The sequence below is a fragment of the Desulfosporosinus youngiae DSM 17734 genome (genome assembly GCF_000244895.1).
Lineage (GTDB): Bacteria > Bacillota > Desulfitobacteriia > Desulfitobacteriales > Desulfitobacteriaceae > Desulfosporosinus > Desulfosporosinus youngiae.
Window position 1 is genome coordinate 478,861 of the sequence record NZ_CM001441.1, and the last position, 18,161, is coordinate 497,021.

Annotated in this window: 21 protein-coding genes and 1 riboswitch; of the genes, 18 read left to right on the forward strand and 3 right to left on the reverse strand. The window is 45.2% G+C overall.

Translation table 11 applies throughout. The features are described 5' to 3' along the window. Positions 1–109 precede the first annotated feature (109 nt). Positions 110–337 carry a hypothetical protein gene (locus DESYODRAFT_RS02320; RefSeq protein ID WP_042338125.1) on the forward strand — a complete coding sequence of 76 codons (228 nt, stop codon included), beginning with the start codon at positions 110–112 and terminating at the stop codon, positions 335–337. Between the two features lie 65 nt (positions 338–402). Here DESYODRAFT_RS02320 and DESYODRAFT_RS02325 read toward each other — a convergent pair whose 3' ends face one another. Beyond that, positions 403–594 carry a CooT family nickel-binding protein gene (locus DESYODRAFT_RS02325; protein ID WP_007778909.1) on the reverse strand — a complete coding sequence of 64 codons (192 nt, stop codon included), beginning with the start codon at positions 592–594 and terminating at the stop codon, positions 403–405. A 485-nt stretch (positions 595–1,079) separates the two neighbouring features. Between DESYODRAFT_RS02325 and DESYODRAFT_RS02330 the strand changes: the two genes are divergently transcribed. From DESYODRAFT_RS02330 to DESYODRAFT_RS02345, 4 genes are all read left to right on the forward strand, one after another. Continuing rightward, entirely contained in the window at positions 1,080–1,508 is a 429-nt protein-coding gene (locus tag DESYODRAFT_RS02330) for a DUF3842 family protein (protein ID WP_007778911.1), read from the forward strand. A 629-nt stretch (positions 1,509–2,137) separates the two neighbouring features. Then, positions 2,138–3,178 carry an energy-coupling factor ABC transporter permease gene (locus DESYODRAFT_RS02335; protein WP_007778913.1) on the forward strand — a complete coding sequence of 347 codons (1,041 nt, stop codon included), beginning with the start codon at positions 2,138–2,140 and terminating at the stop codon, positions 3,176–3,178. 42 nt (positions 3,179–3,220) lie between these two features. After that, positions 3,221–4,030, forward strand: a complete 810-nt coding sequence (gene cbiQ, locus DESYODRAFT_RS02340) for a cobalt ECF transporter T component CbiQ (RefSeq protein WP_007778915.1) — start codon at positions 3,221–3,223, stop codon at positions 4,028–4,030. Then, positions 4,027–4,782 carry an energy-coupling factor ABC transporter ATP-binding protein gene (locus tag DESYODRAFT_RS02345; protein WP_007778916.1) on the forward strand — a complete coding sequence of 252 codons (756 nt, stop codon included), beginning with the start codon at positions 4,027–4,029 and terminating at the stop codon, positions 4,780–4,782. Before cbiQ ends, DESYODRAFT_RS02345 begins: the two co-directional genes overlap by 4 nt. A gap of 21 nt (positions 4,783–4,803) precedes the next feature. Here DESYODRAFT_RS02345 and DESYODRAFT_RS02350 read toward each other — a convergent pair whose 3' ends face one another. Further along, complete coding sequence (locus DESYODRAFT_RS02350) at positions 4,804–5,595, reverse strand: lipid II flippase Amj family protein (protein WP_007778918.1); 792 nt, start codon at positions 5,593–5,595, stop codon at positions 4,804–4,806. A gap of 227 nt (positions 5,596–5,822) precedes the next feature. Between DESYODRAFT_RS02350 and DESYODRAFT_RS02355 the strand changes: the two genes are divergently transcribed. From DESYODRAFT_RS02355 to mnmL, 4 genes are all read left to right on the forward strand, one after another. Next, positions 5,823–6,035, forward strand: coding sequence for a tautomerase family protein (locus DESYODRAFT_RS02355; RefSeq protein ID WP_007778922.1), 213 nt, complete (start codon positions 5,823–5,825; stop codon positions 6,033–6,035). Positions 6,036–6,213: 178 nt separating this feature from the next. Further along, positions 6,214–7,419, forward strand: a complete 1,206-nt coding sequence (locus DESYODRAFT_RS29470; RefSeq protein WP_007778925.1) for a DVU0298 family protein — start codon at positions 6,214–6,216, stop codon at positions 7,417–7,419. A 138-nt stretch (positions 7,420–7,557) separates the two neighbouring features. Continuing rightward, on the forward strand, positions 7,558–7,938 hold the full coding sequence (locus DESYODRAFT_RS02365) for a VOC family protein (RefSeq protein WP_007778927.1): 381 nt from the start codon (positions 7,558–7,560) through the stop codon (positions 7,936–7,938). Positions 7,939–8,029: 91 nt separating this feature from the next. Continuing rightward, positions 8,030–8,947, forward strand: coding sequence for a tRNA modification radical SAM protein MnmL/YtqA (gene mnmL / locus DESYODRAFT_RS02370; protein ID WP_007778929.1), 918 nt, complete (start codon positions 8,030–8,032; stop codon positions 8,945–8,947). 252 nt (positions 8,948–9,199) lie between these two features. Here mnmL and eam read toward each other — a convergent pair whose 3' ends face one another. Then, positions 9,200–10,450 (reverse strand): glutamate 2,3-aminomutase, encoded by a 1,251-nt coding sequence (eam, locus tag DESYODRAFT_RS02380; RefSeq protein WP_007778934.1) that lies wholly within the window; start codon positions 10,448–10,450, stop codon positions 9,200–9,202. 147 nt (positions 10,451–10,597) lie between these two features. Further along, positions 10,598–10,725: riboswitch (cyclic di-AMP (ydaO/yuaA leader) on the reverse strand. Between the two features lie 154 nt (positions 10,726–10,879). On the opposite strand from eam, the gene DESYODRAFT_RS02385 reads away from it, so the two are divergent. From DESYODRAFT_RS02385 to DESYODRAFT_RS02425, 9 genes are all read left to right on the forward strand, one after another. Then, on the forward strand, positions 10,880–11,479 hold the full coding sequence (locus DESYODRAFT_RS02385; RefSeq protein ID WP_007778936.1) for a GntR family transcriptional regulator: 600 nt from the start codon (positions 10,880–10,882) through the stop codon (positions 11,477–11,479). A 19-nt stretch (positions 11,480–11,498) separates the two neighbouring features. Then, the gene (locus tag DESYODRAFT_RS02390; protein WP_007778939.1) at positions 11,499–11,855 is read left to right on the forward strand and encodes a holo-ACP synthase; all 357 of its coding nucleotides are present in this window, start codon (positions 11,499–11,501) and stop codon (positions 11,853–11,855) included. 28 nt (positions 11,856–11,883) lie between these two features. Beyond that, complete coding sequence (locus DESYODRAFT_RS02395; RefSeq protein ID WP_007778942.1) at positions 11,884–13,455, forward strand: bifunctional ADP-dependent NAD(P)H-hydrate dehydratase/NAD(P)H-hydrate epimerase; 1,572 nt, start codon at positions 11,884–11,886, stop codon at positions 13,453–13,455. 20 nt (positions 13,456–13,475) lie between these two features. After that, positions 13,476–14,597, forward strand: coding sequence for an alanine racemase (gene alr, locus DESYODRAFT_RS02400; RefSeq protein ID WP_007778944.1), 1,122 nt, complete (start codon positions 13,476–13,478; stop codon positions 14,595–14,597). Positions 14,598–14,639: 42 nt separating this feature from the next. Then, a complete protein-coding gene (locus tag DESYODRAFT_RS02405) occupies positions 14,640–14,897 on the forward strand; it encodes a hypothetical protein (protein WP_007778947.1) in 258 nt (85 codons plus the stop codon). Between the two features lie 188 nt (positions 14,898–15,085). Further along, entirely contained in the window at positions 15,086–16,492 is a 1,407-nt protein-coding gene (locus DESYODRAFT_RS02410) for a Mur ligase family protein (RefSeq protein ID WP_007778950.1), read from the forward strand. Continuing rightward, positions 16,489–17,241, forward strand: coding sequence for a type 1 glutamine amidotransferase (locus tag DESYODRAFT_RS02415; protein WP_007778953.1), 753 nt, complete (start codon positions 16,489–16,491; stop codon positions 17,239–17,241). Before DESYODRAFT_RS02410 ends, DESYODRAFT_RS02415 begins: the two co-directional genes overlap by 4 nt. A 248-nt stretch (positions 17,242–17,489) precedes the next feature. Further along, complete coding sequence (locus DESYODRAFT_RS02420; RefSeq protein ID WP_007778956.1) at positions 17,490–17,768, forward strand: CopG family ribbon-helix-helix protein; 279 nt, start codon at positions 17,490–17,492, stop codon at positions 17,766–17,768. After that, positions 17,765–18,115, forward strand: coding sequence for a type II toxin-antitoxin system PemK/MazF family toxin (locus DESYODRAFT_RS02425; RefSeq protein WP_007778968.1), 351 nt, complete (start codon positions 17,765–17,767; stop codon positions 18,113–18,115). The genes DESYODRAFT_RS02420 and DESYODRAFT_RS02425 overlap by 4 nt, the downstream gene beginning before the upstream one ends. The last annotated feature ends 46 nt before the right edge of the window (positions 18,116–18,161 follow it).

Consider the following 18,161-nt stretch of genomic DNA (forward strand, 5'->3'; position numbering starts at 1 on the left):
CGCGGCAACGGCATGGGCGGCTTCTCTGAAAGATTAAAGACCCTAAAAGACATGCAGAAGAATCCCCAGACCCGCAAGCAGGGCAGCTTCGGCCACAGAAGCGAACCCATTGCATGGAGAGGCGGTAAAAGCCCACAAGCCGGTGCGGGGAAACGGAGCCACGGGTTCACATCAGGTATTACCCGGAGGTTTGGCACGAAAGTGTCCGGTGGACAGTTTCGCCGAAGCGGCTATCTCTAAAGAAGACTTATCCGCTGAAGGTAGCTCCCGCACCGGCGAGTGGGCGAGCCTCGGAATGCTGCGGTGCGAAGACACTGTCTTCGCACGAATTAACTAATCTTGCACGGATGTGGCGAAGCTGCCCGACCAGAGCGACCCCCTTTTCATCCTCTCATGGAGATTCTAAGTCAGTTTCTCAAGAATAATACGATGATTGAGCAAAGTCATACCTTTAATTTTGGCTGGGACGAACAGTTGCCTGCCCATTATATCCATAAGATTCAGGCCGTTTTCACAGGGCACGATAGTATCAACGGATTCCATGATCATTACTTCATTTTCACCATCTTTGAGGTAAACATTAGACTCACACATTATACGAATCCTCCTCTTAAAATGAAAAAGATCATGAAAAACCTGACCCGACTTAAATGTCACGTCAAGACCTCCATGGTCCTTTTTACATTATGAAATAATAGATTATGGTGTATATTCTACATAAACTATATAATCCCTGCAATGATTTTAAGAAAGGGTAAGAATTGTACACCCATCTGTCAGACCTTCCCATAGATTTAAGCCAAAGAATATTAAAAATGCAAACTGTATTTAAACGAAGCAGAAAAAGAAGGAATTATAAAGTTCATGTAGAAGTAGCAAATTAAGAAATAATGTAAAGATTAGACCATGGAGGTCTGGCTTCAATACGAAGCCAGCTTCGTGGTCTCTTTTTTTTAATGAGATTGAGGGAGCGGGTGTAAAGATGGAGAAACAAGTTTAAATGAACTGGGAGGGTTTATAGAGTTTCGCGGACATAGTTGTCCAGGCAGGTTAATTTACAAAGGAATGAGGAGGTATTGATGCGGATAGCAGTTATAGATGGACAGGGCGGCGGCATTGGCAAACATATTGTAGAGCAGTTACGCAAACAAATACCTGAATTAGATATCCTGGCACTGGGAACCAATGCGCTCGCTACCGGAGCAATGATGCGTGCCGGGGCGACAGAAGGTGCCTCGGGGGAGTCGGCGATTTGTCATAATGTAAATCGGGTAGATATTATTGTTGGAGCGATTTCTGTTATGATGGTCTATGGATTGCTGGGGGAAATAACTTCAGCAATAGCAACGGCTGTTTCCGCCAGTAAAGCAGAAAAAATACTTATTCCGATACAGCGTGGAAACATTCATCTTGTGGGAGTCCCGCGTATCCCTCTGCCCCATCAGATTGAGGCCCTGGTGAACGAAGTTAAGGAACGATTCAATGTGCTTTCCGCGCCGAAGGAGTAACGGAACAGTGATAGAGGTACCTTTGAGACAAATAAGATAAACTCATTTTAATCGGACAGACCCAATGATATCCTGACGGTCAGATCAGAACATCATTGGGTCTGAAAGTGATTTTGAAGGGATTTTTGAACGCCGAATTCAGTACGTTCAAATTAAATCATCCGACAGGCAAAGATACCGTTACGCACCTCCTTTTGTAAATAAAAGGACCATGGAAGTAATGCCCCAACATTGTCAGGTCAAGACCTCCATGGTCTTTATCTTTAAGATCATTTATAGTTAAATTAAGTATTCTACATAAAGCTGAATATTCCTTCTCTAAATTAAAAAAATTTCTCAATTGTTTAGAAAGGAAGGCAGGTAGTTTGTGACTAATTTATCTAAATAAATTTCTTAGGTTTGCAGGAAAATAATCAACGCCTATAGAATAGTTAATTATAGTTGGAATAATACGTATATTATAAAGCAAGACCATGAAGGTATTTGCATAAACCATGGAGGTTTGACTCATGAGGGTCAACTTTGTGGTTTTTTTTGTTGTGAGGAAGGGAGTGAGTAACCTATTTTTAGAGAAATGACAGCTCCAAAATAGATAATGTTATGAAATGCTATAATAGGAGGAGATACTTATGCATATGGCAGATGCTTTGATTTCGCCTGTAGTGGGGGGAACCATGTGGGTTGCAACCTCAGGTATTGCGGCGTATTCAATTAAGAAAATACAAACAGAGATGGATGAAAAGAAGATTCCTTTGATGGGTGTGATGGGAGCTTTTATCTTTGCATCCCAGATGATCAATTTCACCATACCGGGAACAGGCTCCAGCGGCCATCTGGGCGGCGGATTAATTCTTGCCGTATTGCTTGGACCGTATGCCGGCTTCTTGACCATGGCATCGGTCCTTACGATACAAGCCCTGTTTTTTGCCGATGGAGGTCTGCTGGCCTTAGGAAGTAATATTTTCAACATGGGCTTTTTCACCTGTTTTATTGCCTACCCATTGATCTATAAAGTGCTCATGAAAAAGGGCTATTCCACGAGGCGGATTGTCTTTGCTTCTGTACTCACGGCGGTGATCGGTCTTCAGATGGGTGCCTTCGGGGTTGTGCTGGAAACCCTCTTTTCTGGTAAGACCGAGCTGCCCTTTGGGACCTTTGTTTTATTAATGCAGCCAATTCATCTGGCAATTGGTGCAGTAGAAGGGCTTGTCACAGCCGCGGTAGTAACTTATATTTGGAACTCAAGGCCGGAAATTATCGAAAAGGCTGCCACAGGAGAAGCTATTGGTAATGTCTCGATAAAAAAGGTTGCTGCTGGAATGGTCGTCCTTGCGTTGATCACAGGGGCAGGGTTATCTTGGTTTGCCTCTTCTAATCCGGATGGTTTGGAATGGGCCATGATCAAGACAGCCGGTACAGCCGAATTGGAGGCGACAGGTACTCTGCACCAGCAATTATCGGACATACAGACTAAAACCTCCTTTTTGCCGGATTATTCCTTTAAGGCATCTGAAAATGAAATAGAGCAAGAGGCTGGAGAAGGCGGGGAAGCATGGCCGGCCGTAAGTGGAGGTACGACGACAGCCGGATTAGTTGGCGGTGGAATGACCCTTGTCCTGGCTGTTATCGTGGGGTTGGGTATCAATATGTTAAAGAAACGAAAGAAATAAGGCGATTGCCTATAACATTAAGATTTGGATTGGATGGTTGATATGTCAAACATCATGAATTCAATGTATAATATGCGGCTTCTTGATGATCTGGCCCGGCAGGAAACCGTGATACACAGACTGCATCCACTCATAAAACTATTAACCACAGTTGGTTTTTTGACTGTGGTTGTCTCCTTTAATAGATATGATATTGGCGGCTTGCTTCCTTTGTTCTTATACCCGGTGATGGTCTTTAGTTTGGCGGAACTTCCAATCAAGCCAATCCTTTTAAGGATCTTGCTTGTTTCTCCGTTCATAATTGGCATAGGAATATTAAACCCTTTCTTTGACGATCAAATATTTAGGTTGGCTGGACGGGAAATCTCCAGAGGGTGGATCACGTTTTTGGCTATTATGTTAAAAGGCGGGCTGACCGTAACCGCCGCCCTGCTGCTGATTGCTACCACGGGAATGGACCGGCTGGGCGGAGCGTTAAGAATGTTGAAAATTCCCCGTATCTTTGTGGTTCAACTCCTCTTAACCTACCGGTATATTTCCGTATTAATGGAGGAGGTAGCACGGACTTTAAGGGCGTATTCCCTGAGGGCGCCGGAACAAAAAGGGGTTCACCGCAGCGCTTGGGGATCATTAGCAGGGCAGTTGATCCTCAGGACGTTTGACAGAGCCCAGCGTATTTATGAAGCAATGTGCTTAAGGGGCTTCGCAGGGGAGTACAATACGGGAAGCTTCAAAGAACTTAAAGTTTGGGATTTGGCTTATTTAGCAGGGTGGGTGCTTTTCTTCGCTATCGCGAGGATTTACAATATCCCTATGTTAATCGGTTCATTGCTAACGGGAGTGATAAAATGAGTCATCATAAATTAGAGGTTAAGGATCTGCGTTTTAGTTACCCGGACAATCATGAGGCGGTTAAAGGGATGTCCTTTTGTATCCATCATGGAGAGTCTGTAGGTATCATTGGAGCGAACGGAGCAGGAAAATCCACGCTGTTAATGTTGTTGATGGGAGTACTTTTTCCAAGCCAGGGAGAAGTTTGTGTGGGAGATATCCATGTCACTAAAAAGACACTTCCGATGATTCGTCAAAGGTTAGGAATGGTTTTTCAGGATCCGGATGATCAGTTATTTATGAATACGGTCTATGATGATGTAGCCTTTGGGCCGCGGAACTATAAATTAGACGAAAAAGAAGTGGAAAAGCGCGTTCTTCATGCTTTGGAGGTGGTTGGAATCCCTCATTTAAAAGATCGCGCCCCTTTCAAGTTATCAGGCGGAGAAAAGCGAGCCGCAGCAATTGCCTCAGTACTTTCGATGCAGCCGGACATATTGATAATGGATGAACCTACCGCGGCTCTTGATCCAAAATCCAGACGCAGAGTTATGGAGTTGCTTAGGAGTTTTAGTCATACAAAAATTGTCACCAGTCATGATTTAGATATGATTTATGAGATGTGTGACAGGACCATTGTCATTAAAAAAGGGGAAATTGCGGCGGATGGGGTTACGTCAGAAATCCTGGTGAATGCGGAACTAATGGATGCCTGCGGCCTGGAAGTGCCCTTGGCCTTGCAGAACTGTCCTGTCTGCGGGAGCAAAAAATAATAGTTGAAATGCCCCTTGGCCTTACTTATAAATATCGGCAATGACTTTAGCAAGGGGGATGAGGAGCACTTGTCCCATAAGAGTTCCTATCAGCTTAGCACTCATCAGCATAACCACAAGAGCTTTGACATCTTCATAAGGGCGATGTCCCCTCAAAGCCTGGTCTGTAATAATCGATGATTTGGGATCGATAAAAAGCATAAAGATAATGTTGGCAACAGTGGTGATGATTCCTGCTGAGGCTGAAGTTGCCAGGTGGTGCTGGGGAGGAACAAACAAAGTGGCATAATAGGCGGACATTACCCCAATGGTATAAATCCCAGTGACAAGAGTATTGAGAAGTATCAAATTCGTAGGAATTTTAGTATAGGGCAGATGATTTACCATTTTTCTTGAAGGCAAGGTAAGACTTTCTTTAAAGCTCCGGAAGCTGCGGAATTTCAAAGCATAGATCACAACGGATGGCACTGATCCTGTCCGTTCAAGTTTATTGACTGCTCTGCTGAAGCTTCTTAAAAAAGTAGGCGTTAGTATTATGCCGAAAAATGTCCCTGCGGTTGCTGCCAAAATGACTTTACGGATGCTAAGCAGAGGATCCAGGCTCTGACTAATTGAACTATCCATCAAACCGCCAATTAAAGGTGCCTGCAAGGTATGTGCAATCAGAGATATTAAGTAGAATAGGTTAAAAAGTGTCATCGATAAGGCGAATTGCTTGCTTTTAATGAAGTTAAGCCGTACAGAGTAAGCAAATGTATCTATCATATGAATTACAAAGGTGAAAAAGAACAACTGGTATAGATTAAACGGCACCTGCCCACCCCCATCCTTAATATGACTATGTTGGATAGGGGATAGAAATACTCAATTTCTTTTGGGGTGTTTAACTTTGCCCTGGAGGAAAAATGGTATCCGTGCTTTTTAAGGAGATTTCTTGAAAATCAGGTAAAAGAAATTATTTGACTGGTTACATGTTTTTTTGTTTAAGGGGGAATTTATATAAGAGAATTTTACAAATGAATTTTGCGGAGGTGCTTTGTATGCCAACCATTAACTTTGATGGACCTGTCTTAACAATCGATCAAAAAAGAAGTTTGATTCATGGAATGAGTCAGGCTGCTTCTCAAGCTTTAGGAATTCCTATGGCCGCCTTTACCGTAACCTTAGACGAGCACGAATATAGCAATATGGGTATCGGCGGGGAAGTCTTAACTGAAACGGCTTATTGGGAGAAGTATAAAGAGAGAGATTAAGGATCAGGTTATTTACTATAATGTTACTTAGGCGACCTTTACAGGGTCGCTTTTTAGTATACAAATTTGTATAAAATTGTGATAAGATAATTCCTAATAAAGAACAAATAAAAATTAGATAAAGACTCTGATACCAGAAACTATGATGAAGAGTAAAAGAGGAGAGAAGGTGGGTCCAATGCCTGCGAAAAAAGAGGTAAAAACGGTTTTAGAGAAACGGGATTGGGGAAAACTGGGCACCTGGGCTAAAGAAAAAGAACATAAGAATGTCTATCGCCAATTTATGACAAGAATATATGTTAACGACGGCCTTGAATTCTGGAGATCCGTGGAAGCCTTGGGGGTCTTTGCCCGGGAAATGGACCAGTATGATAAGAATTTTGCTGTGAATTTGGTGCGCCGCTATTTTTGGATGCTTAACGACGAATCAGGAGGGACGGCGTGGAATGCCTCTCAGGCTATTGGAAGTCTTCTGGCTTATTGTCCAAAAACATGCGGACATTTTAATTGGATGCTCTCCGGATTGTTAATTGATGAAAGCTTAAGGGATGGTGCATTGTGGGGATTAGCTCAGCTCGCCCAAAAAGCTCCTCAATTAGTGGACCCCCTTGAAGAACGGATCAGGCCTTTCCTGGAGTCAGAGGAGCCCTTTGCTCGTGGTTTAGCAGCTCTGATCTATGCACTGATGCGGATTTCTGAGGATGAGTTTCCGCTCTATCGGGAAAATGGTCCGAAATGGAGTGTCTCAATTGAGCTTGATCAGCGACTTAAAAATGATCATGAGATAATCGAAGTGTACCAGGCGGGAGACCTGGTCAGGTATTCTGTTGGTGAACTTTGGACAGCACAAAGCCTAAGCTTTTGGACAGAACCTATTATGATCAAAGACCTAGAGGTTGAGGTTACGGTCGCCTCAACTTCGGCAGGGCTGTGTTGGTTGGGGCTTGGTCCGTCAGCTGAGGAAGAGCAAGCTTTGCAGACCTGGGTGTCACGTCAATTTCCTAAATCTTTTTTAATTCGCAAGCGCGAGCCCAATCAAGAGGTTATTCGCCAGCTGCAGGAGTATGTCAACGGCAAACGCCAGGAGTTCACGCTCCCCCTCCATCAGATCGGAACCCCTTTTCAGCTTAAAGTATGGGAGGAACTGCTGCGCATACCTTATGGGCAGACACGCAGTTATGGGGATATTGCCATGAGTGTGGGCAATCCGAAGGGACAGAGAGCAGTAGGCATGGCCAACAATCGCAATCCCATTGGGATTGTGGTTCCTTGTCATCGGGTCATTGGCAAAAGCGGCAGTTTGACAGGGTATGCCGGCGGTTTGGATATAAAACAGAGACTTTTAGAGTTGGAAGGTTTGGGCTTAAAGGAAAACAGTCAGTAAAAATTCTTTCTCTCAGTTATTTCTGAATCCAGATCACTGAATGTGGTCTGGATATTTGCATAGTTAGGATTTGCATATGGTATAATGGCTTAATTCGGGGAAAGTTTGATAAATTATGAACGAAAGTGAGCGATATAAATGGAAACGAAATCCCTTTTTACAGGAGTAGAGCATATTGGTATTAAAGCCTTGGAAATGGAAAAGGCTGTTCAGTTTTATACAGAGGTTCTTGGCTTTAAGTTTTTACATCGAATTAAACCGGGAGAGGTAGAATTGGTTTTCCTGGAATTAGAGGGAACCGTCGTTGAGCTGGTGGAAGTAGCCGATGGTCAAACCTTTGAGGATGGGGTTGTCAATCACTTGGCGATCCGGGTGTCCGATATTTTCAAAGCGATTGAGCACTTAAAAAATCATCATGTAGAATTGACGGCGTCTGAGCCCATGTCATTAGGGGAGGGACGGTATAATTTCTTTTTCAGAGGTCCGAACGGAGAAAAACTTGAGCTATATCAAGGGTGAACCAGGGATTGTCAAAAATGGAATCAGCCTTGCAATTCCTGACCTGTGTGGTAATATTATCCTGTAATGTCTTAAAGAATGGAAGCAAACTATGTCAAAAAAACGATATCATACCTTTAATGAACACTTGCGTAATCAGTTTGGGGAGAAAGTCTTTAAAGTCTCCTTGGACGCCGGTTTTACCTGCCCAAACCGGGATGGGACTCTCGGCCGGAGCGGTTGCGTTTATTGCAGCGAGCGGGGATCTGGTGATTTCGCCGGAGACCAGAAGTTATCCCTTCATGATCAGTTTGTTGAAGTGGCGGAACGGATGAAGAAAAAATGGCCCAGCGCAAAGTATCTTGCTTATTTCCAAGCCTATACTAATACTTATGCCTCAGTGGAAAGGCTGCGTGAGGTTTATGAAGAAGCTCTGGCAGAGGAGAATGTTATTGGATTGTCCATTTCAACCAGGCCGGATTGCTTGCCCGAAGATGTGCTGGATTACCTTGAGGAATTGAATCAGCGAACCTATTTATGGGTAGAGCTGGGCTTGCAAAGCAGCCATGACCGAACGATGGAATGGATCGGACGAGGGCATGATTATGCCAGGTTTCTTCAGGGTCTTAAGCAATTGCGCTCCAGAGGAATACAAGTTTGCGTTCATATAATTTTAGGGCTGCCGGGAGAATCAAGAGCAGAGATGATGGAAACTGCGCAGGCAGTCGCTGATTTGCCGATTCAAGGGATTAAACTTCACTTGCTGCATGTGTTAAGGGGAACTCCTTTGGAGGAAATTTACAGGCAGGAACCCTTTGAGCTTATGACGAAGGAAGACTATGTTGCCCTTGTTGCCGATATTCTGGAGATTTTACCACCAGAGGTGGTGATTCATCGTTTGACTGGAGATGGCCCGCCGGAAGATCTTATTGGCCCCCTTTGGAGCCGCAAAAAGTGGGAGGTTCTCAATGCCATTGACGCTGAGTTAGAAAGCCGGGATACCTGGCAAGGAAAAAGGGTAAAAAAATAGCGACCCCGAAGGATCGCAAAATGGAGAAGGAGAAGTAGTTATGGCCTAAAAATAGGCCGTGGGGACAGTGTGTGAGACATGGATGAATAATAGTTGGTTTTAGGTTTTGGCTGAGCCGCCGGAAGTTTAAGGCCGGGTGATAAATCCAAGTAACGCTTAATATCTGAATTTGTTTGAATAATCCTTTGTGCTATTTGTTCGTTATTAAGGCGTTCCTGCATGTTACACTCTCCTCCTTTTTAAGAACTTCTGTCAGGGAGTCTCGTACTGGACAAGCTTTCCTTCCCAAGTACGCAAAATGGCTTTGTTTTCATCCAGGGACATAAGGTATTGAGGTAAAATGGGTGTCTTGCCTCCGCCTTTAGGGGCATTTATAATATAGGTAGGCACCGCAAGTCCGGAAGTATGCCCGCGTAACTGTTCCATAACGGCAAGTCCTTCTTGGACCCGGGGAACAAAATGGCGTGTTCCTTTGACGTTCTTAGCATGAAAAATATAGTAAGGGCGAACCCTGATTTTAAGAAGTTCCTGATTAAGTTTCTTCATAACCTCAGGCTGATGATTTATTCCTTTGAGCAGAACCGCTTGATTGCCTAAGACTACCCCGGCTGAAATAAGTTTATCAGCCGCTTTTTTAGCGTCTTCAGTGACCTCTTTGGGGTGGTTGAACTGGGTGTTAATATAAATGGGCGGATATTTGGCCAGTACTGAACATAATTCATCTGTCACGCGCATGGGCAGAGTCACAGGAGCTCTGGTGCCAAGCCGCTTAATTTCTACGTGAGGAATAGCATGAAGTTCACTCAGCAGCCAATCTAAGGTTAGATCGCTGAGCAGTAAGGCGTCTCCTCCGGTTATTAAAACGTCACGAATTTCAGGGTTTGCCCGAATATAATCCAGTGCAGCTTTAAGCTGAGTTCGCGGCGAGTGGGTATCGGTTTCACCAATATTGCGTCTTCGCTGGCAGTGCCGGCAGTACATAGCGCACATGTTGGTGACGTTGATGATCAGGCGGTCCGGATATCTGCGGGTAATGCCGGGAGCAGGGGACGTGATTTTTTCTCCCATTGGGTCATCTTCTCCAAAGTCATCGGCCAGTTCAGCCAGTGTTGGCAAGCCTTGCAGCCGAATTGGGTCCAGAGAATCCGTATCACTCATTAAACTTAGATAATAAGGGGATACAGCCCAACGAAAGGTTTTGCCGACACGATTAATTTCTTCACATTGATCGGGGGTTAATCCGGGGAGCAGATCAATTAAGACATGAGGGTCTGTGATTCTATGGGTCATTTGCCAATGCCAATTTTCCCAGTCTTCAAGTGTTGCATTAAAATAGTTTAGAATACTTGTACGACGGGATCGGTAGACCTCCGAGAGTGACAATCCTGTCGGAATTGTTTTAGAGGCTTGTAAATATGGGGCAACCAGTTTTTTAAGATCAACTGCTCGCTTCAAGGCATATTGCCGGAAGGTATCCGCACGTTCTTGGATTTCTACTGCCATATATCCTCCTCCTTTGTTTTCAAAGAGAATTCCGCTTGATGGCTGTTCTTCTCTTGAATTGTAAAGTATGTTGAATAATTTTTGAAAACAAAAAGAACCTATCAAAACAAATGAATCGGTTCCTAAAGAATAAACGTAAAATATCACGCTAACGTGTTTCAACGCTTACGAGGTTAGCTGTCGGATTCGAGCTGAAAACTGCTCTACGCCAGTTGGCGATTCACCCCCAAAGTGGTTCCCCCGTTTTCCTTTAGGAAATTCAGCTAAGCATAATAATCACTTACGACTGACAACCTTATAATACCACCAGGGTTGTTACTTGTCAAGAGCATGATGTCACAGGGATTTGGCTATGTTATAATAGAATAGATTTTTTACGATCAAGAAGGTTTATTAATACTAGCGAATATAGATTAGGGGTTGAACACATTGGAAAAAGCTCGGTATCAGGAAATTGCCATTGATATTGCTCACGCTATCATGATGGGAGAGTATCACGAGGGGGTTAAAATTCATGGTCGTTCGACGTTAGCAGGGCGGTATAATGTTTCTCCGGAAACTATTCGCCGGGCCATTGCAGTTCTGCAGAATGTCGGTGTGGTTGTAGTAAGTCAGGGCGTAGGTATTACCGTAACCTCAAAGGCTATGGCCGAGAAATTTGTTAAATCCTTTGATCAAAAAGGAGAAATTCAGGTCTTCGTTGAAGATCTGAAAAAGCTCATGGATCAAAGGCGCGAAACGGATTTAAAGATTGAGAGCCATCTTAATAAATTCCTTGGTTATACTGAGCGCTTGATGTCCCGATGGATGGATGTGGGGGAGATTGAAATAGGAAAAACCTCTCCTGCTATTGGCAAGACGTTGAGGGAGTTAAAAGTTCGTGAGCGCACAGGAACAACGATTGTTGCAGTGGTTAGAGACGGTTTTGAACAGTTTTCTCCGGACGCAAGCCTGGTCCTGCGCGGGGAAGATGTCCTCCTGGTGGCCGGCTCTGCGGAGGGCCAAGAGAAGTTAAGGTCTATTCTGTGATTTAGATGGGGTAAGCAAAATGTATCCTGGGATTGATATTATTGAAATAGAACGAGTGGAGCAGGCCTTCAAACGTCAGCCTAAATTATTTGAGCGTCTTTTCACGATACGGGAACGGGAAGCTCTGATTGGCAAGGGTATCCAAAGTTATGCAGCACGGTTCGCCGCTAAAGAGGCCGTTCTAAAAACCTTGGGGGTAGGTTTACAGGGGTTAGCCTGGCATGATATAGAAATCCTAAGTAATCCAAAGGGTGAGCCGCTTGTTTATCTTAGCTCCAGAGCTATGGAACAAGTCCAGGCCAGAGGCGGATCTCATGTTCGAGTAAGTTTATCCCACAATCGGACTCAAGCGATGGCCTTTGCAATTTTAAGTTGAATTTTGTGGATAAATCGAGGTGGGGAAAATGCGTGTGGTCAACGCAGAACAGATGCGGCAGATTGAAGAAAAAGCCATTCATGATTATGGTATTCCCAGTTTGCTCCTTATGGAAAATGCAGCCTGGGCAGTTGTCGAAGAAATCCGGCGTTGTCTCCCCAAGATAGGGAAGGAAGGGTTAAGCGGCCGTAAAGCAGTAATCCTGGTTGGAAAAGGAAATAACGGCGGAGATGGCCTGGCTGTTGCCCGGCATTTAGTATTTCAAGGGATGGATGTTACGGTCTTAGTATTTGCTCCCCTTGAGGAGTTAAAAGGTGACGCAGCTTTAAATTTACGGCTGTTTCAAGGAACTATGGGTAAATTGTTTGTCATTAAAGGGGAAAAACAACGGCGTTTAACCCGTCTGGCCTTAGCTCAGGCAGACGTTGTTGTCGATGCACTTTTTGGAATAGGGATGCGGGGTGCTTTGCCGGGTTTGGTTGAAGAGTATGTAGATGAAGTCAACCGTACTCCGGGCTGGGTGGTGGCCATTGATATACCTAGTGGTGTTGAGGCGAATACCGGGAAAGTTTACCGAACCGCCGTTTGCGCTCAGACAACAGTAACTTTCGGTCTTCCTAAATGGGGTCTTTTTCTTGGTGAAGGACCGGAATATTGCGGACGGGTCGTCGTGGACCCGATTTCGATTCCGGAATCTTACTTAATGGATGAAGGAATTTCCACGTTTGTATTAATGGATGATGATGTGCGCGGGCTGCTTCCTGTTCGTCATCTTAAAGGGCATAAGGGAACCCATGGCAAAGGAATTCTTGTGGCAGGATCTAAAGGGATGAGCGGGGCAGCAGCATTGGCGGGCCGGGGAGCATTGCGAAGCGGGATTGGACTTTTACAAATTGTTACTCCTGAGGGGATCGCTGAAGGGGTTGATAAAAGCGTCATTGAGGCGACTGTTTGGTCCGCTCCAGGAGAGGATAGCCTGAATGAAGAAGCTTGGCCTGTGATTTTAAGGCAAGCTGAGAAGGCTCAAGCGGTTGCCGTGGGTCCGGGCTTATCCCAGAATTCACAATTCAGGGCTGTCTTAGCAGAGATACTAAAAAATCTCAGCTGCCCGGTGGTTTTGGATGCGGATGCCCTGAATTTAGCAGGATCGGAACCAAGTTTGCTAAGCTTAAGAAATGGCCGGGGTCCGCTCATTCTTACTCCCCATCCGGGTGAAATGGCCCGGCTTTGTCAATGCAGTGTCGAGACTATCGAAGGTAATCGGTTGGACATGGCTGTGGCAAAAGCAGTGGAGTGGGAAGCAGTGGTTGTTTTAAAGGGCGCGGTAACCATTATTGCGTCACCGGACGGCCGGGCCTTTTTTAACCCAACCGGAAATCCCGGACTGGGTACAGGGGGAACAGGGGATGTTCTTACGGGAAGTATTCTTGCTTGGCTGGCTCAAGGAGTCCCGCCCCTTGAAGCGGCGTGTTTAGGTGTATACCTGCATGGGAAAGCTGCGGATGAGTTGGCGGCTGAGTTTGGGTGGTCCGGATTTACGGCTGCAGAAGTCGCCGATCAGCTGCCTAAGGTTCGGCGTACCATAGAAGTAAGAGGTTAGAGATAAAGGAGGGGGAGACTATGGGGATGAGACAGGTTTGGGCTGAAGTAAATCTTCAAACCCTAAGAGAGAATTTCTTCAAGCATCAGACTTATACCCAAAGCGAAATAATGCCGATCGTTAAAGCCGATGCTTACGGTCATGGGGTGATTCCAGTGGTAAGAACCCTCATTGCCTGTGGTGCTCAGCGCTTTGGTGTTGCTCTCTTGCAGGAAGCTCTGGAAATTAAAGCAGTATTTCCTGAGGTTACAGTCATGGTTATTGGGGCTACCGGGACGGAAGATTCCGATACCTTAGTTAATGAAGAAATTATTCCCGCGGTTTTCCAATTAGCTCAGGCTCAGGCGCTCTCCGAGACGGCTGTGAGACTCAACCGGACAGCAAAAATTCATATAAAAGTGGATACAGGGATGGGACGAATCGGATATCGTGAAACTGACATTTCCGAAATTCTCCGAATTTCCCAGTTGCCAAATCTGTATATTGAAGGTATTTTTACACACTTCGCCACGGCGGACCAGAGAGATCTGGCCTTTGCCCGAAAGCAGCTGAAGTGTTTTGAAGATATCTACGAAAAGCTGAAGATGATGGGGCTGACTATTCCGATTCGCCATGTGGCTAACAGTGCTGCGATCCTCCAATTTCCGGAATCTCATTTTGAGCTGGTTCGTCTGGGAATCAGTCTCTATGGACTTACTCCGTCTTCCCAAGTTGGCGGGAATGTGGGTTTAGAGCCGGTTATGTCCTGGAAAGCGAAAGTGTCCCATGTGAAAACGATCGGTACAGGGGAAACCGTAAGTTATGGACGGACGTTTCAAGCGGCCTACCCTACCCAAGTCGCCACTGTTCCGGTGGGTTATGCGGATGGACTGCGCAGAATTCTGTCCAATCAGGGTGAAATGCTGATCCGCGGAAGACGTTCGACGATCATCGGCCGGATCTGTATGGACCAGACCATGCTTGAAGTGACCAAGATCCCCGGAGTAAAGGTTGGGGATGTTGTAACCATTTTGGGAAAAGATGGAGGGGAACGGTTGACGGCGAGTGAAATGGCTGATTGGCTGGGAACCATTAACTATGAAGTGGTTTGTGGGATTTCCAATAGAGTTCCTCGTGTCTATATTGAGGCCAAGGAGGCATAAAACCCCCGGCTGCCACATAAATAGTGGCAAGGGGGGAGTGCCATGGCTATGTTTGATCTGACCACTTGGATAAGTTATGCTTTTTTTATACTGTGCTTGGTGCTTGGTTGGGGTGCTGCCGGAGCCCTTGATTATGAGGGTATTCTGCATCGTTCCACATCCCGTTGGGGACGTTTGCTGCTCCGAATAGGTGTTACGCTGGTATTAGCCGAGGGATTTCGTCTTTTCTTAAGTTTTGTGATTGGGCCAATCCTTGATTTGGTGGTTAATAAAAGCATTAATGGCTTCAAGGCGTTTTGATAGACTATAAATCAAATAGAAAAAGCCTTTACGGGTAGTTTGTCTCGTAAAGGCTTTTCTGATTTGATGATAAGTTTTCTTCGGTTTCCGGAGGGTTTTTATTAAGATAAGTTTGTTTTATAGGATTTTTGGTTGATAATACATATAAGAATGCTACAATGGATGAGACAACGATTAAAGGAGTAAATATGAAGCGAACATGGCGTTTTTGGCTAGCCTTATGGGTGAGTAAGATAATAACTGTGGGGCTGTTAGTGACCGGGAAAAAAGGGACGACCTTACCGGGAAAGATTGCTCAGTGGATTGATCCCCAGATCATGCGCCGCTTGAGCAGGGCTTATAATGAAGGAATTATTATGGTCACCGGGACTAATGGGAAGACGACAACCGCAAATTTACTGGCAAGTATTTTACGTCAAGCCGGGAAAAACTTTGCCTTTAATCAGGCCGGGGCGAATCTGGTGACTGGAATTACAGGAGCCTTGATTCAGAATACGGGCTGGAACGGTTTAGCGCGGGCGAGGTTAGCTTTGCTGGAAGTGGATGAAGCGACAGTTCCCAAGTTTTGCGAACAAGTATCTCCCGGTTTAGCCATTGTCACTAATTTTTTTCGTGATCAGCTTGACCGGTATGGAGAATTAGATACAACCGTTCGGATGGTTAAAGAATCCCTTCCGCCGGAAACCGTCCTCGTGTTAAATGCGGATGATCCTTTGGTTGCTCAATTCGGCACCAATCATATGCAAACCATTTATTATGGGGTCGAGCGTACTCCGGACAGCCGGGAGGAGAGTCAGGAAACACGGGAAGCCAGATTTTGCCCTGAATGTGGTACGGCTCTGGATTATTCCTTGTTTCATTATGGTCAATTGGGGATTTTCAAGTGTCCGGGGTGTGGGTTTCATCGCCCTGAGCCTAAACTATTGGCGACAGATGTCCGGCCCAGCGAAGGATTGCTTCTGTTTCAGGTTGACGGGGGTCCCTTTAGCATAGCTCTGCAAGGATACTATAATCTGTATAATGCCCTGGCAGCTTTCACAGCAGCCCGCGCCCTGGATGTGAATGAAGAGGTCATTGGCAAAGGACTCCGGATGTTTATCCCCCAAGCCGGCCGCATGGAACGTTTTCGTTTGCGGGAAGGGGAAATTACCTTAACCTTAGTCAAAAATCCCACAGGGTTTAATCAAGTCATTCAGACCATGATTGGCCTTGATAAGCCCTTAGGAATTTTAATCGGAATTAATGATCTGGCCGCGGATGGAAGGGACATCTCCTGGCTTTGGGATGTAAATTTTGAACGATTAGGGGCCTGTGAGGCCCAAATACAGAAAGTGGTTTGCACAGGTTTGCGGGCAGAGGACATGGCTTTAAGGCTTAAGTATGCCGGAGTTCCGGTTGAGAAGCTTGTTTTAGAGCATAGTTTGGCCGGGGCTGTTGATCGTTTGCAAGCCAATAAGGCAGAGGATGAGGTTTGGTTTATGTTGCCGACTTATACTTTACTTTTCCCGTTTCGAGAGATCCTGGAAGACCGGCAAAGGAGTGCGGGGTTGTCAACTAGGGCAGCAAGGGATCGTGGAGAGGAGGCAAGGGCATGAAACTGACTATTTGCCATTTGTATCCGGATTTACTCGACCTTTATGGAGATAGAGGCAATATTATAGCCCTGGCAGCCCGCTGCCGGTGGCGGGGAATTGAACCGGTGATTAAACAAGCCTCCTTGGGTGAAGACTTGGATTTTATGGGTATGGATATTCTATTTATCGGCGGTGGTTCTGACCGGGAGCAAGGTCTGCTGGTTCAGGATCTGATGCGCCGGGAAAATGAACTTAGGACGGCCATTGAGAATGGGCTTGTCGTGCTTTTGATTTGCGGCGGTTATCAAATGTTAGGGAAATATTATCAAATGGCTAATGGAGAAAGAATTAATGGGTTAGGAATTTTAGATGTTTGGACGATTGCCGGAGTTGAGCGTCTGATTGGCAATGTGGTTGTGCAGCTTGATGAGAGATTATCAGGTATTGATTCCAGTAAGTTCAAGACATTGGTTGGTTTTGAGAATCATTCGGGCCAAACTCATTTGGGTGAAGGGGTCAGCCCTTTGGGTAACGTCTTATTCGGTCATGGCAACAATGGCGGGGACGGCGGAGAAGGGGTGCGTTATCTTAACGTCTTCGGAACCTATTTGCACGGACCGCTGCTGCCTAAGAATCCGCATTTTGCCGATTTATTATTAGAATTAGCTATGCAACGACGCGGCGCAGATACTTGTTTGCTGAAACTTGACGATCACTTGGAAGAAGCAGCCCATAAGGCCATGGTCAAACGATTATTAAAGCAAGCCTAAAATCTAGGCGATAATTATGCTGGAATAAAAATCAGTATATCATGAGTGATATACTGATATACTATCATTAATGAAGGATGCTTTCATTGAATTTGTCGTCACAATAACTTCTTGCCATAATTTACATGATGAAATGACCTTGTTTTCAGGGGGTTTAGGTTTATTTACCTATTGAATTCGTTGACACTTTTTTGGATTACTGTCTATAATAGAGTATAGCTTTAGCTAAATGACTTGGGGGTGCTAATGTGGCAGAAAGTAAGCGAATTATGATTAGTTTGCCTGAAAGTTTGCTTGCGGAGGTAGATGGGATCGTTACAGTTGAAAAGCGTAATCGCAGCGAATTTATTCGAGAAGCATTGAATAGCATCCTTCACGAGCGCCGGAAAAAAGGAATCCATGAGCAGATGCGTAAGGGATACCTGGAGATGGCGCAACTGAATTTATCCATAGCCAGGGAGTTGTTTTCAACGGAACAAGAGGTATTAGAGTATTATGAAGAAACGATGGTGGCATATCAGAGATGATGATAAAACGCGGGGAAATCTATTATGCAGAGCTTAACCCCGTCGTCGGCTCAGAACAGGGAGGGACTCGTCCCGTCCTCGTCATTCAAAACGACATAGGGAATCAGTTTAGCCCGACGACGATTATTGCCGCGATCACTTCACAGATTGCGAAGGCGAAATTACCGACTCATGTAGAAGTAAGAGCCAAACGAAGCGGGTTGGAACGGGATTCAGTCATCCTTACGGAGCAGATTCGGACGATTGATAAAAGTCGGCTTAAGGAAAAAGTAGCTGTTTTGGATGAAGAAGTCATGTTGAGGGTGGATCAAGCCATCGAAATCAGCCTAGGGCTTGCGGATATCTAATTTACTATATAGTTTCGGAGAGGCAGCGTAGCGGAAGAGGATAGCC

Excerpts from the sequence above, each read along its gene's own strand:
- DESYODRAFT_RS02325 (WP_007778909.1), bottom strand. The coding sequence starts at position 594 with ATGTGTGAGTCTAATGTTTACCTCAAAGATGGTGAAAATGAAGTAATG.
- DESYODRAFT_RS02330 (WP_007778911.1), top strand. The coding sequence starts at position 1,080 with ATGCGGATAGCAGTTATAGATGGACAGGGCGGCGGCATTGGCAAACAT.
- DESYODRAFT_RS02335 (WP_007778913.1), top strand. The coding sequence starts at position 2,138 with ATGCATATGGCAGATGCTTTGATTTCGCCTGTAGTGGGGGGAACCATG.
- cbiQ (WP_007778915.1), top strand. The coding sequence starts at position 3,221 with ATGTCAAACATCATGAATTCAATGTATAATATGCGGCTTCTTGATGAT.
- DESYODRAFT_RS02345 (WP_007778916.1), top strand. The coding sequence starts at position 4,027 with ATGAGTCATCATAAATTAGAGGTTAAGGATCTGCGTTTTAGTTACCCG.
- DESYODRAFT_RS02355 (WP_007778922.1), top strand. The coding sequence starts at position 5,823 with ATGCCAACCATTAACTTTGATGGACCTGTCTTAACAATCGATCAAAAA.
- DESYODRAFT_RS29470 (WP_007778925.1), top strand. The coding sequence starts at position 6,214 with ATGCCTGCGAAAAAAGAGGTAAAAACGGTTTTAGAGAAACGGGATTGG.
- DESYODRAFT_RS02365 (WP_007778927.1), top strand. The coding sequence starts at position 7,558 with ATGGAAACGAAATCCCTTTTTACAGGAGTAGAGCATATTGGTATTAAA.
- mnmL (WP_007778929.1), top strand. The coding sequence starts at position 8,030 with ATGTCAAAAAAACGATATCATACCTTTAATGAACACTTGCGTAATCAG.
- eam (WP_007778934.1), bottom strand. The coding sequence starts at position 10,450 with ATGGCAGTAGAAATCCAAGAACGTGCGGATACCTTCCGGCAATATGCC.
- DESYODRAFT_RS02390 (WP_007778939.1), top strand. The coding sequence starts at position 11,499 with ATGTATCCTGGGATTGATATTATTGAAATAGAACGAGTGGAGCAGGCC.
- DESYODRAFT_RS02395 (WP_007778942.1), top strand. The coding sequence starts at position 11,884 with ATGCGTGTGGTCAACGCAGAACAGATGCGGCAGATTGAAGAAAAAGCC.
- alr (WP_007778944.1), top strand. The coding sequence starts at position 13,476 with ATGGGGATGAGACAGGTTTGGGCTGAAGTAAATCTTCAAACCCTAAGA.
- DESYODRAFT_RS02405 (WP_007778947.1), top strand. The coding sequence starts at position 14,640 with ATGGCTATGTTTGATCTGACCACTTGGATAAGTTATGCTTTTTTTATA.
- DESYODRAFT_RS02410 (WP_007778950.1), top strand. The coding sequence starts at position 15,086 with ATGAAGCGAACATGGCGTTTTTGGCTAGCCTTATGGGTGAGTAAGATA.
- DESYODRAFT_RS02415 (WP_007778953.1), top strand. The coding sequence starts at position 16,489 with ATGAAACTGACTATTTGCCATTTGTATCCGGATTTACTCGACCTTTAT.
- DESYODRAFT_RS02425 (WP_007778968.1), top strand. The coding sequence starts at position 17,765 with ATGATGATAAAACGCGGGGAAATCTATTATGCAGAGCTTAACCCCGTC.